This window comes from Mycobacterium sp. (assembly GCF_049608025.1).
Classification (GTDB): domain Bacteria; phylum Actinomycetota; class Actinomycetes; order Mycobacteriales; family Mycobacteriaceae; genus Mycobacterium.
On sequence record NZ_JBMYXC010000010.1, the window covers coordinates 13518 to 26665 of the forward strand.

General features: G+C 64.7%; 12 protein-coding genes. 7 read left to right on the plus strand and 5 right to left on the minus strand.

What is annotated here, in order from left to right; translation table 11 throughout:
- Positions 1-89: 89 nt before the first annotated feature.
- The gene (locus ACPGXI_RS05475) at positions 90-1505 is read right to left on the minus strand and encodes a phenylacetate--CoA ligase family protein (protein WP_526650619.1); all 1416 of its coding nucleotides are present in this window, start codon (positions 1503-1505) and stop codon (positions 90-92) included.
- 145 nt (positions 1506-1650) lie between these two features.
- Here ACPGXI_RS05475 and ACPGXI_RS05480 point away from each other — a divergent pair, with 145 nt between their 5' ends.
- Positions 1651-3207 (plus strand): succinic semialdehyde dehydrogenase, encoded by a 1557-nt coding sequence (locus ACPGXI_RS05480; RefSeq protein ID WP_526650621.1) that lies wholly within the window; start codon positions 1651-1653, stop codon positions 3205-3207.
- 8 nt (positions 3208-3215) lie between these two features.
- Here ACPGXI_RS05480 and ACPGXI_RS05485 read toward each other — a convergent pair whose 3' ends face one another.
- Positions 3216-3662, minus strand: a complete 447-nt coding sequence (locus ACPGXI_RS05485) for an SRPBCC family protein (protein ID WP_526650623.1) — start codon at positions 3660-3662, stop codon at positions 3216-3218.
- Positions 3659-4255: a TetR/AcrR family transcriptional regulator gene (locus ACPGXI_RS05490; RefSeq protein ID WP_526650625.1), complete on the minus strand. Its 597-nt coding sequence runs from the start codon at positions 4253-4255 to the stop codon at positions 3659-3661. The genes ACPGXI_RS05485 and ACPGXI_RS05490 overlap by 4 nt, the downstream gene beginning before the upstream one ends.
- A gap of 210 nt (positions 4256-4465) precedes the next feature.
- Between ACPGXI_RS05490 and ACPGXI_RS05495 the strand changes: the two genes are divergently transcribed.
- From ACPGXI_RS05495 to ACPGXI_RS05520, 6 genes are all read left to right on the plus strand, one after another.
- Entirely contained in the window at positions 4466-4912 is a 447-nt protein-coding gene (locus ACPGXI_RS05495) for an MmpS family transport accessory protein (RefSeq protein ID WP_526650627.1), read from the plus strand.
- Complete coding sequence (locus tag ACPGXI_RS05500; RefSeq protein ID WP_526650629.1) at positions 4909-7791, plus strand: MMPL/RND family transporter; 2883 nt, start codon at positions 4909-4911, stop codon at positions 7789-7791. Before ACPGXI_RS05495 ends, ACPGXI_RS05500 begins: the two co-directional genes overlap by 4 nt.
- Complete coding sequence (locus tag ACPGXI_RS05505; RefSeq protein WP_526650631.1) at positions 7784-8404, plus strand: TetR/AcrR family transcriptional regulator; 621 nt, start codon at positions 7784-7786, stop codon at positions 8402-8404. The genes ACPGXI_RS05500 and ACPGXI_RS05505 overlap by 8 nt, the downstream gene beginning before the upstream one ends.
- Complete coding sequence (locus tag ACPGXI_RS05510) at positions 8401-9669, plus strand: sensor domain-containing phosphodiesterase (protein ID WP_526650633.1); 1269 nt, start codon at positions 8401-8403, stop codon at positions 9667-9669. Before ACPGXI_RS05505 ends, ACPGXI_RS05510 begins: the two co-directional genes overlap by 4 nt.
- Positions 9670-9798: 129 nt before the next feature.
- Entirely contained in the window at positions 9799-10677 is an 879-nt protein-coding gene (locus tag ACPGXI_RS05515) for an LLM class F420-dependent oxidoreductase (RefSeq protein ID WP_526650635.1), read from the plus strand.
- Positions 10678-10770: 93 nt separating this feature from the next.
- A complete protein-coding gene (locus ACPGXI_RS05520; RefSeq protein ID WP_526650637.1) occupies positions 10771-11658 on the plus strand; it encodes an NmrA family NAD(P)-binding protein in 888 nt (295 codons plus the stop codon).
- Between the two features lie 33 nt (positions 11659-11691).
- Here ACPGXI_RS05520 and ACPGXI_RS05525 read toward each other — a convergent pair whose 3' ends face one another.
- The gene (locus tag ACPGXI_RS05525) at positions 11692-12168 is read right to left on the minus strand and encodes an acyl-CoA thioesterase (RefSeq protein ID WP_526650639.1); all 477 of its coding nucleotides are present in this window, start codon (positions 12166-12168) and stop codon (positions 11692-11694) included.
- Entirely contained in the window at positions 12165-13016 is an 852-nt protein-coding gene (locus ACPGXI_RS05530; protein WP_526650641.1) for an acyl-CoA thioesterase, read from the minus strand. The genes ACPGXI_RS05525 and ACPGXI_RS05530 overlap by 4 nt, the downstream gene beginning before the upstream one ends.
- Positions 13017-13148 lie beyond the last annotated feature (132 nt).

Below are 13148 nucleotides of genomic sequence, written 5' to 3' on the forward strand. Positions count from 1 at the left end.
AGTCGTTGGGTGCGGCCAGCCCGCGCGTGAGGTCCTCACGGGTGCCCCGGGCGTGTCGGGCGGGGGTACGTCAGTGGGGCGGGGGTTCGTCAGCCGGGTGGGGGTTTGCCGGCATTCGGCTGGGCTCTCAGCGGGATGAACCGCCGCAGCTTGCCGCTTGTCTGCTGGCGCGTGAGGTGCTGCACCAACTGGACATCGACCTCCGGATCGCTCATACCGCGTTCGCGGAGTGCGTCGGCGATCAAAGAGATCAGCTGATCAACATCGGGATTTCCTACGGCAAGGATGTCGGCACCGCTGGCCGTCTGCTTGACCTGGTACTCCGACACGCGAGCGTCAGTGCCGAGAATGTGACGGAAGACGCCGGCGGGAATCGTGGCCGTCGGGTAACTGAAATCGTCGTCGCGGCGTCCGCCGATGTCGGCCACCCGGGCGAACGCGCTGCCACATGCGCAGTCGCCGTCCAGCGTGCGCACCTGGTCGCCCAAGTCGTACCGGATGAACGGAAACGTCCGGTTGGCCAGGCCGGTAGCCAGGGTGCGGGTCGCTGGGGCGTCGGAGGCGACCGGAGTCCCGTTCTCATCGACCCGCTCGAGGATGACCTCGTCCTCGCAGACGTGCAGTCCTTCGCCGAGTCCACATCCGACTGCCTGGACCCCGATCTCGGTCGATCCCCACAGGTTGTGCAGCTGTGCGTTCCACGCTTGTCCAATCGCCAGGCGGTCCTCGCCGACCAGCGGCTCGGAGTTCGTACTGACGCGGATGGGGTTGATCTCCAAGTCGCCTGCCAAAGTGGCGCGGGCGAGCTTGCCGATCACCGTCGCGTAACCGACCAGATGGCTGGGCCGGGCGGCTGCCACAGCTGCACGGACGTCCTCGAACGGATCGCCGGCCGGTATCACCAGCGTCGTCATCTGCGGCGCGGTCGGCACGTCGAACAATGGCGTGCTGGCGTGCGGGGGTCCGCCCGCTGCCAGAACAGCCAGCAGCGTCGGGTAATGCGACGAGGACCGGCGCTCCTGGGCCGCCTGCATCCGCCAGGCAAGACAGCTCGCCGATGCGGCGAAATCCCAATCCCAGACGTAGACACCGCGTACACCGCTGGATCCGCCCGAGCTGAAGATCTGCTGGCTGCCCGGCGTGTACGAAAACCATTGCTGCTCAGCAAGAATGTTCTCCGCGTGGTCGCGGTCGAGGTCGCCGGTAGTGACGATATCGTCCCAATTCTGTTGGGCATCCTGCTTTGTCATGACCGGTAACCGCTCCAGGTCGGCGACCGAAGCCGTGGAAGTATCGAGACCGTGCAGGCGCTGGGCGTGAAACGGTGACCGCTCGCGTGCGTATCCGAGCAGGGCGCGCAACCGCTGCTCTTGATAGCTTTCGATCTGCCGGCGCGACCAGCTCAAACGTGCGATGTGATCTTCAAGGGACGCCGCGACGGTGTTCAGGTGTGCCGCGCGCAGCCGGGAGTAGGTCTGTCGGGGACCGTCGATGGATTCCGCCATTCGCCCTCCTCCCTGCGACTTTTCTCAGGTGTCCATAGTGGCAGCTCCGCGTGCCGGCCGCGCTAGATCGTGAGCACGCCTGAGGAGCGGAACTCGGAAGGGATAGCCTGGTGGCCATCAATCTGAGTTCCCGAGAGGTGATGACATGCCCGCACCGCCAGCCGAGGTATTTGATCGCTTGCGCAATCTTGCCGCTATCGATGACCTCAGTGCTCGTCCGAGCCGGACGATAGACGAGGTATTCACCGGCAATCCGTTGACGACGATCCCGGTCGGCGTCGCGGCTGACGTCGAGGTGGCGTTCGCCAAAGCCCGGGCAGCACAGGTTGATTGGGCGAGCCGTCCGGTCAAGGAGCGGATCGAGGTCATCCGCGGCTATCGCGACCTGGTCATAAAGAACCGCGGCTTCCTGATGGATTTGCTACAGGCGGAGGCAGGAAAGGCCCGCTGGGCCGCCCAGGAAGAGGTCGTCGACCTGATCGCGAATGCGAACTACTACGCTCGCGTGTCCGAGGATCTGCTGAAGCCGCGCACTGTCCAGGCATTGCTGCCGGGGGTCGGCAAGACCACGGTCGGCTACCAGCCCAAAGGCGTGGTGGGTGTGATATCGCCGTGGAACTACCCGATGACGCTTACGGCGTCGGACTCGGTACCCGCTTTGATTGCGGGCAACGCGGTGGTCGTCAAGCCTGACAGCCAGACCCCGTACTGCGCGCTCGCGTGCGCCGAACTCCTGTACGAGGCGGGCCTGCCGCGGCCGCTGTACGCGATTGTGCCGGGCCCGGGCTCGGTAGTCGGAACTGCGATCGCGGACAACTGCGACTACCTCATGTTCACCGGCTCGTCCGAAACGGGCAGCAAGCTCGCCGAGCACGCCGGCCGCCGACTCATCGGGTTCTCGGCCGAACTCGGCGGGAAGAACGCGATGATCGTCGCGCGCGGCGCCAATTTGGCAAAGGCCGCGAAAGCAGCCACCCGAGCCTGCTTTTCGAATGCCGGCCAGCTGTGCATCTCCATCGAACGGATCTACATCGAAAAGGACATCGCCGACGAGTTCACCCAGAAGTTTGGCGAGGAAGTGCGGAAGATGACGCTCGGCACCGCCTACGACTTCTCGGTCGGTGTGGGCAGCCTGATCTCCGAAGGTCAGGTCAAGTCGGTGTCAAGTCACGTCGACGATGCGATAGCCAAGGGCGCCAAGGTGATTGCGGGCGGCAAGGCCCGCCCCGATATCGGGCCTCTGTTCTATGAGCCGACAGTGTTGACCGACGTCACACCCGAGATGGACTGTGCCGAGAACGAGACATTCGGGCCGCTCGTCTCCATCTATCCGGTCTCTGACGTCGACGAGGCGGTCGAGAAAGCCAACGACACCGAGTACGGACTCAACGCCAGCGTGTGGGCGGGTTCGACTGCGGAGGGCGAGGAGATCGCCGCGCGTTTGCGATCGGGCACCGTGAACGTCGATGAAGGCTACGCGTTCGCCTGGGGTAGCCTCAGCGCCCCGATGGGTGGGATGGGAATATCTGGCGTCGGCCGTCGGCACGGTCCCGAGGGGCTGCTGAAATACACTGAGGAGCAGACGATCGCGACGGCTCGAGTCCTGAATCTCGATGCGCCGTTCGGTATGCCGGACGCGTTGTGGCAGAAGTCGCTCCTGCCGATCGTACGACTGGTGATGAAACTGCCCGGGCGGAACTGAGACGATCGCTATTTGGCGGCGGCTTCGAGGTCGGCGAGGAATCCGGCGAATCCCTTGGCGAGTTGGCGGTCGAGGAGGGGTCCGACGAACCGGCCGAGGGGGCCTCCCTTGGGGGCATACCGATATTCCACGGTGGTCGGGGTCACCTTGTCACCCGAAGTATCCAGGAGAAAGGTGATTTCGCCTCGGGATATGGGCACCACGGTGGCCTTGTTGATAGCAATCGTGAGCCGGCGGCCCTCCTCCCAGCCGGTGATGGTCTCATCGAGGGTTCCGGCTGGGGTCAGGTCGCAATGTCGACTTGCGCCGACCCCCGCCGTCTGCGTTCCGGTGGATCGTGAGGTCCGGACGCCGGTATTCCAGTCGGCGATATTCGGAAAGTCTGCCAACACCTTCCATACCTCGGAAGGTGTTGCGGCGATGTCACGTTCGATGACAACAGTTCGCTCTGTCATGGCTGGCCTTTCGGTGTCAGTCGGTGATCAATTGCGGTGCGGGCGTATTCGATTGCAGCGTCCTCGCCGAGGATTCGCTTGGCCCAATTGGCCTCCTGCAGGTAGGCGTGTAGTTCGAACACCACCTGCTCGGCGGGGGTCTGGTCGGAGATCTCGCCAAGGCGCTGTGCGAGACGGGTCTGTTCGAGTATCAACTCCAGGCCAGCGCGAGCGGCGTCTGCGAGAACATCCCGCAGCCGACCGGGCCGCGCACCGTATTCGACCGTTGTGGTGCCGAAGAAGCAGCCACCATCAAAGGGTGGGTCGGCCAGGTAGTCCAGCCACGCATCCAGAATGACCCGCAGGCGGGGCAGACCCGGCTCGGCGCCGCGGGCGCGATCGGCGATAGCGGCGTGAACGATCGCCCCGGCCTCGTCGATGGTCCGCAGCTGGAGTTGCTCTGCGGTAGGGAAGTGGTTGGCCACCGCCCCCTTGGAGACCCCGATATCGTCCGCGACCCTGCCGAAGCTGATCGCGTCGAGCCCGTCCGATGACGCGATGTGGGTAGCGCTGCGAAGGATTCGTCGCTTGGTGTCGTGTCCGTCTCGAGGCACCCGACGACGATAACATACGCCCGTGTTCGTTAAAAAACACGAACCGTCTGGCTTTTAAATACGCGCGTTCTGAGCTCGGGTGCTGCCAGGAATGCTGGCACCGTCCGGTATCTGTTGCCGGGTCCGGTCCCGTACCGTACTGTCCTGAACAATGCAGCCCGCGCCAGTCGCGGGCCGCCGTTTTTTGAACCGCACTCGAAAGGCCCAGGGGTGAAGGGGATTTCGATAGGGAAGTTGGTAACCCGATGGTGGATGGTGCTGGTCACCGTGCTGGTTGTCGCGGCCGCAGGGTTCAGCGTCTATCGGCTGCACGGCATCTTCGGGTCCGATCCGAATGCATCCGCGGGCGGTGCCGTCATCGATGACATCGTCGCGTTCAACCCAAAGGAGGTCGTCCTCGAGGTGTTCGGCCCGCCCGGCACGGTGGCAACTGTCAACTACATGGACGTCAACGCCCAGCCGCAGTCGGTCGTCGGCACGACGCTGCCTTGGTCCCACACGATCACCACAACCGATCCGTCGGTCTTCGCCAATGTGAACGCCCAGGGTGACAGCAATTCCATCGGTTGCCGCATCGTTGTCGACGGTGTCGTCACCGATGAGCGGGTGTCCGACAACGTCAATGCGTTCACCTTCTGTCTCGACAAGTCCTCGTGAGCCGCAACCGCATAGGGCAGCGCACCCGGGTGGCGGGGATCGTTCGCCGGCTTTCGGCGCTCATCATCCTGGTGTGGATCGGCCTGGCCGCGATGACCAATATCGGGGTACCGCAGCTGGAGGTGGTCGGCAAGGAACAGAACGTCGCGCAGAGCCCAACCGACGCGCCTTCGATGAAGGCGATGAAACGGATCGGCGAAGTCTTCGAGGAATTCGATTCCGACAGCGGCGCGATGATCGTCCTGGAGGGGGACGAGCCCCTGGGCGACGAAGCGCACAGGTACTACGACACCCTCGTTCAGCGCCTGGTCGAGGACACCAAGCACGTCGAACACGTTCAGGACTTCTGGGGAGATCCGCTGACGGCAGCGGGCTCGCAGAGTTCCGACGGTAAGGCTGCCTACACCCAGATCTACCTGCGGGGAAACCAAGGGGAGGCGCTGTCGATCGAGTCGGTCGACGCGGTTCGCGAGATCGTGGCCGGATTGCCGCCGCCAGAGGGTGTCTCCACCTATGTAACCGGTGCGACGCCGCTGGTTGCCGACCAATTCGAGGTCGGCAGCGAGAGTACTGACCGGGTCACGGCGATCACCATGCTGGTCATCGCCGCGATGTTGTTCCTGATCTATCGCTCGGTTGGTACGACGATCCTGGTACTACTCACGGTGGTTGTGCAGCTGAGCGCGGCCCGGGGCATCGTCGCGGCGCTGGCGCACTTCGGGTTCATCGGGCTCTCGACGTACTCGACCAACCTGCTCACCCTGCTGGTCATCGCCGCCGGCACTGATTACGCGATCTTCTTTCTCGGCAGATACCACGAGGCTCGACAGTCCGGCCAGGATCGGGAGACTGCGTACTACACGATGTACTCGGGAACCGCGCACGTGGTGATGGGATCGGGCCTGACCATCGCCGGCGCCGTCTTCTGCTTGAGCTTCACCCGCCTGCCCTACTTTCAGACTCTCGGGGTGCCGGCGGCACTGGGTGTATTGGTCGCATTGACCGCGGCAGTCACCCTGACGCCCGCCGTGATCACCGCCGGTAGTCACTTCGGCTTCCTCGAGCCCAAACGCCAACTGCGAAGTTTCCGATGGCGCCGGATCGGAACCGCCATCGTGCGCTGGCCCGGGCCGATTCTGGTCGCGACGGTCGTGGTCACCTCGCTCGGTCTGCTGGCGCTGCCCGGCTATAAGACAAGCTACGACGTGCGCCCTTATCTACCGGCAGATTCGCCGGCGAATATCGGCTACGCGGCGGCTGAACGCCACTTCTCTTCGGCGCTCCTCAGTCCCGAACTGCTGATGATCGAGTCCGATCGAGACATGCGCAACCCTGCCGACTTCATCATCCTGGAGAAGGTGGCCAAGAGCGTCCTGCATACTCCTGGGATCGCGAAGGTGCAGTCGATCACCCGTCCGTTGGGAACGCCGATCAAGCACAGCTCGATCCCGTTTCAGATCAGCGCCCAAAGCGCGGGCCAGATAATGAATCTGAATCACCAGAAAGACCGGACCGACGAACTGCTCACCCAGGCCGGCGAAATATCGAAGTCGATCGCCTTGCTGCAGCAGCAGTACGCGCTACAGGAACAGGCCGCCGCTGCTACCGACGAACAAGCAGCGGCGTTCCACGTGACGGTGGCAACTGTCGAAGATCTCCGGGACAAGATCGCCAACTTTGACGACTTCCTTCGGCCGCTGCGCAACTACTTTTACTGGGAGCCGCACTGTTTCAACATCCCGGTCTGCTGGGCTCTCAGGTCGATCTTCGACGCAATCGACGGAATCAACTCCCTGACCGAACAGTTCGGCGAGATCACCGCCAGCCTGGACAAATTGACCGAGCTGCAGCCAAAACTCCTGGCACTCATACCTGACCAGATCGCCAGTCAAGAAGTCAACCGAGAGTTGGTGCTGTCGAACTACGCCACCCAATCCGGGATCCTGGCTCAGACCGAAGCTTTGACCGATAACGCCACCGCTCTGGGGCAGGCCTTCGACGACGCCAAGGACGACGGCTCCTTCTACCTCCCCCCTGAGGCATTCGACAATCCGGACTTCAAGCGCGGCCTGAAATTGTTCATGTCGCCGGATGGCCGGGCGGCGCGGATGATCGTCTCCCACGAGGGAGAACCTGCTACCCCTGAGGGGATCTCGCACATCGACGCGATCAGACAGGCCGCTACGCAGGCGCTGAAGGCCACCCCGCTGGCCGGCTCCGATGTCTACATCGCCGGAACAGCGGCAACCTTCAAGGATATTCAGGATGGCGCGCGCTACGACATGTTGATCGCCGCGATCGCCGCGTTGAGCCTGGTCCTGCTCATCATGATGTTCATCACGAGAAGCCTCGTTGCGGCTCTGGTGATCGTGGGCACGGTGGCAGTCTCCCTCGGGTCCGCATTCGGCTTGTCGGTCCTGGTGTGGCAGTACCTGTTCGGCATCCAGTTGTATTGGGTCATATTGCCGTTGGCCATCATCCTGCTGCTCGCAGTGGGATCCGACTACAACCTGCTGCTGGTGTCACGCTTCAAGGAGGAACTTGATGCGGGCCTCAAGACGGGCATCATTCGCGCGATGGGCAATACCGGTCGTGTGGTGACCTCCGCGGGCGTGGTGTTCGCCGTCACCATGGCAGCGTTCCTGCTCAGCGACCTGCGTGTGCTCGGCCAACTGGGGACCACAATCGCCATTGGTTTGCTGTTGGACACGCTGATCATTCGGGCCTTCATGACGCCGTCGATCGCTACCCTGCTGGGTCGCTGGTTCTGGTGGCCGCTGCGCGTGCGTCCGCGCCCGGCCAGCAGCATGCTGCGACCGTACGGGCCGCGTCCCCTGGTTCGCGCCTTACTTCAAAAGGAGTCGAAGGGCCATGGGTGAGGGCGCACACACACCGTGCGGTCGCGGCGCCGCCAGTCCGTCCAACCCGTTGTCCGCGCGGGAGAGTGAACTCTTGGAGATCACCCTGAACCTGTTGCAAGAGCACGGCTATGACCGGCTCACTGTGGACGCGGTCGCCGCCGGCGCCAGGGCCAGCAAGGCCACCGTCTACCGGCGCTGGCCCTCCAAAGCCGAACTGGTCTTGGCCGCGTTCACCGAAGGAGTACGACAGGTTGTCGTCGCACCGGACACCGGATCGCTGCGGGAGGATCTGTTGGTCCTGGGAACGCTGGTTCGAGCGCAGGCCGAGTTGCACGCGAGTACGATCAGCGCAGTGCTTTCCGAGCTGCCACGCAACCCCGCCCTGAGCGAGGTTCTGCAGCGGGAGTTCATCGAGCAACGCCGCGAGGTCGTCAATCGCGTGTTCGACCAGGCCGTCGATCGCGGTGAAATCGACTCGGCCGCGATCAGCGACGACATCTGGGATGTGTTGCCCGGCTACCTCGTTTTTCGTTTCCTCATGCCGGGCCGCCCACCCACCGACGGGACGGTGCGGGAACTCGTTGACGACGTCATCATTCCCGGTTTGACCCGACCACTCGGTCCATCGTGACGGGGCAGGTCCCGCAGGAGTTCGATGCGGTAACGGACGATGCGGCAGATGATTTGTCCGCCGCCAGCGCGGGGCGAGGCCTGCGCTCGGTGTTCCAGCCGATCGTTTCCCTGCCCGACGAGCGCATCGTGGGATACGAAGCGCTCTCGCGCTGGCCCGGCATGAACGTCGGCACCCCGACCGCCGTTTTCGAGCACGCGTCGCGGACCGGTACCGCAGACAGGCTCGACCAGCTGTGCATCGATTCGGCGATCGACACTGCCCTGCGGGGCTCCCTGGGACGCGGAGCGGTGCTCTGCATCAACTGCGAAGCATCGACCAGCTACCGAGGCCCGGTGGCCGGTGAGGTTCTCGACCGTCGCGCCGAGGAGCTGCAGGTGGTCTTCGAGCTGACTGAGCGGGGCCTGCTGACGCATCCTCATGCGCTGCTGCGAAAAGTCGCCGCGCTGCGCAAACACGGTTTCCGGATCGCGCTCGACGATATTGGCGCGCACCCTGATTCGCTGGCGCTGCTCTGTGTCATCTGCCCCGATGTGATCAAGCTCGACATGGAGCTGGTGCAAGCCCAGCCCCAGTACGGACAAGCCCGTACGTTGGCGGCCGTGCTGGCGTATCAAGAACGAACCAACGCCGTCATCATCGCCGAAGGCATAGAGAACGACGAGCATCTGGAGCAGGCCTTGGCGTTGGGCGCAACCCTGGGGCAGGGCTACAAATTCGGTCGCCCCGCAGCCTTGAACAGCGCGGTGAGTTCGGCCCGGTCGTCGCCACTGCTGAAGCAGGCTGCCCCGGTGGTTGCGGGCTCGCCGTTCGACCTCGTCTCGGCCGAAATGCCGGTCCGCACTGCACGAAAGGCGACCTTGATGGCGTTCTCACGCCAGATCGAGAGCCAAGCGGAGTACGGGGCGGAGACATCGATTGTGTTGACGGCGCTTCAGCACGACAAGTACTTCACCGGCGAAACGCTGCGGAGCTATCAGGTGTTGGCCGACCGATGTCCACTCATCGCCGTCTTCGGCAAGAACCTCCCCAACGATTTGGGTCGCGGTGTCCGCGGCGTCGCTCTGGGCCCTGACGATCCCCTGTGTAGGGAATGGACGGTCATCGCACTGGGTGCGAATACCGCTGCCGCGCTCATCGCGCGAGAGCAGGAGCCCCGTACGGTGATCGGGGCGGACTGCGATCGGCGATTCGAATTCGTGATGTCCTACGACCGGGGTCTGGTGACCGCTGCCGCACGCAATCTCTTGGACCGAATACCGTAGCGACCCTCGGCCTTCGCGTCTTCGGAGCGACCCGCGGCACCTTCCGGTCAGCGCGCGTTCCTTGAGGGAGAAACACGGGCGGGGGACGCCCGTCGACTCCCGGCGATGCGGTTAGCGGATCATGCAGGTATGACCAACGCAGCGGATGTGAAACTGTCGGTGGCGACTCCAGTGGTCACGATGACGGCAGGCGCCGGCCGTTGGGAACGGGACGGCTCGATCGAGGACCTCGCCCGAATTGCCGAGTCGGCCGATCGGTTGGGCTACCACCACCTCACCTGCAGCGAACACGTCGCGCTGCCAGTTGCCGAGGTAAAGCGCCGAGGCGCCCGATACTGGGATCCGCTGGCCACCTTCGGGTACCTCGCGGCGCGCACCCAGCGGATCCGCTTCGCGACCAACGTGCTGGTGCTCGCGTACCACCATCCGCTCGAGATCGCCAAGCGGTACGGCACATTGGACAAGGTCAGCGGCGGACGGGTGATCCTCGGTGTCGGCGTCGGGACACTCAGGGAGGAGTTCGATCTCATCGGGGCGCCGTTCGACGACCGCGGCCCGCGGGCAGAGGATGCGTTGAAGGCGTTGCGGGCCGCACTGTCGAAATCGGAGCCCGAGTATCACGGCGCGCTGTATTCGTTCGGGGGGTTCGTCGTTGACCCGTGCGCAGTGCAGGAGCGGGTACCGATCTGGGTCGGTGGTCGCACCCTTCGCTCCTTGCGGCGCGCGGCCGCCTTCGGCGACGGCTGGTGCCCGTTCAACGTGGCACCGGCGCAGGCCCAGGAGTGGCTGCAACGAGTGGATCTGCCAAAGGGTTTCGAAGTCGTCTTGCCCCCAGCTCGAAGACTCGACCCGATCAACGAGCCTGGCCGGACTCAAGACTCCATCCACCAGACCGCCGACCTCGGTGCCACGATCGTCTCGAGTTCCTTCGCCCACTCCTCTGTCGAGGAGTATCTCGACAACCTGCTGGCACTCGCCGAACTGCACCCCGCAATGGGCGAACAGTGAGCTAACGCCGTTCCCGGCATGGGCGCCGATCGATTCGCGGCTTCGGCCACCGCCTGTGGACGGGGCCCGGCGGCCATGTGGTAATCACACGTAGTGCTGTTGATTACCGGACCAACGGGAAACGTGGGTGATGAACTGGTCGACCTCCTGAGTCGCGAGTCGGCCGGGCTGCAGTGGCGGATCGCCAGCCGTAACCCCGACACGTTGAGGGCCCGCAGACCCGGCGTGGCGGCCGAAGTGGTTCGGTTGGACTTCTTTGATCGATCGACCTGGGGCGCCGCCTTGGCCGGTGTGCGGGCGCTTTTCCTGTTGTTTCCGTTACCCGGCAACCGGGCGGCAAGGGAGGCGATCGTTCCGTTTGTGCAGCGGGCTCAGGAATCCGGATGCCGCCACGTGGTGTACGTGTCGGTGTTCGGGGCCGACCGGGTCCGGTTCATCCCGCACTACACGGTCGAGGCCGCGCTGCGGGACAGCGCGATGACCTGGACGGCGCTGCGGTGCAGTTTCTTCATGCAGAACCTGCACCGGCATATCTCGACGCACGGCGAGGACATCGCCGAGCGTGGGGAATTGTTCATTCCGGCGGGCCGCGGCCGTACGACCTTCCTGGACGCGCGGGACGCCGCGGCGGTGGCGGCGCTGGCGCTGCTGCATCCCGAGGAGCATCGCAACGTCGTGCATCACCTGACCGGCCCGGCCGCGCTCAGCATGACCGAGGTGGCCGCAGCGTTGACCGCCGAGCTGGGCTACCCGGTGACGTACACGAGCCCCGGCCTCATTCGGTTCGCCCGTCGGCTGCGGCGGCGCGGTGTCGGTTGGGACAGCATCGGATTCATGTCCGCGGTCTACACGCTGACCCGGCTGAGACAGAACCAGCCGATCACCGATGAGCTGGAGCGCCTCCTGCATCGGCCGCCGCGGACGTTGGCAGAGTTCCTCCATGACAGCGCGTGGCGCTGGCGTGACCGGGCCTGGACCTGACAGCCTGTCGGGTTCAACACCGAGTCTTGCGGGTCACGCGGTTTCTTGCGGGGCCGTTCGGGCGCTTTCCAGCAGCGGGCGGATCTCGTTCGGTATGGGCACGGGTCGGCGTCGGTTGCGGTCGACGTATACGTGCACCCAATGCCCGACCGCGGCGACCGGCTGATCAGCGGCATCACCGGCGTTGTGGGTTGTCTGGAACACCCCGAGCCGGTACGTGACGCTGGTACGTCCCAGGCGTTCGACGGCCAACCCCACCGCCAGCGGATCGGGGAAGGTCAGCTCGGAGAAGTACCGGCAGCCCGACTCCGCCACCACCGCGAGCCACGCCGCAGTCAGCGGGTCGGTGCCCGTGGTGGTGTTGATCCACGCGTTGATCGCCGTGTCGAACAGCGCGTAATACACCGCGTTGTTGAGGTGGCCGAACATATCGTTGTCGGTCCACCGAGTCAGTACCGGCCAGTGCACCGGAAAGTCACCGCTGCGCGGCGGGTGCTCCGCACTCGTCATGGCCGTATTGTCGCAGTCGGGACCGAGGCAGTCGGACGGAAGTACATCTCCTGCCGCACGGTGCACACCAAACCGCCGTCTCGGTTGAACATCGTCCCGGTTGCCAGCGCGAGCGAGCCGGCACTGCTTGGTGAAGACTGCTCGTAGAGAAGCCAATCCGGCAGTACTGCCGGTGCGTGAAACCACACCGAGTGGTCGCGCTGGGCCGATCCGCGGGCGCTTCCGCGAGCGGCGTAGACCGGCTCGGTCAGGGTCACCGCAGACAGGTAGGCCACCAGTGTCGCCGTCAATGCAGGGTCGTCGGGAACGTCACCATCGGGTCTCCACCAGATCCGCGACTGCGCGGGCGGTGCCTGCTCAGCGTCGACGATCCGTCGCTCGAACCAGCGCAGGCTCGCCCAATGCTCCGCGGTAGCCTCCCCGGACTCCGCGAAATGAGATGGAACCCTGGGCAATGACTCCGGTGGGGGCACTTCCGGGAACGGTGGTTGGTACCCGATCTGAGCGGGTCCGGCGTCGGCGATCTTGAACGAAGACATTGCCTCGAGCAACAGCTGGCCGTTCTGGCGGGCACTGACCCGGCGCGCCGAGAACGCCCGGCCCTCTTGGAGTTCGGTCACCTCGAACTCGACCGGCAGGCGGGAATCGCCGGGCTTGAGGAAGTACGTGTGGGCGCTGTGCGGTGCGCGGCCCGGTGTGGTTTGGCTGGCCGCCAGCAAGGCCTGAGCGCAGATGTGACCGCCCAGGATGTGGTTGGCCGGCGCAGGCAGTTGCCGGCCGACGAACAGCGCCGGGGCTACCCGTTGGAGCTGCAGGGTGGCGAGCACGTCGCTGAGCGAGGATGGCATTGGCAGGTATCTTGCCCGACGGCGCCGGGTCGGGGGTCGGGCCTGCGCCGAGCCGGGCCGCGGAGCACCACTCAACGGACCGCCGTAGCAGAATGACCCCGCAGAACTCCAGGCACCACCCCCGCACAGACA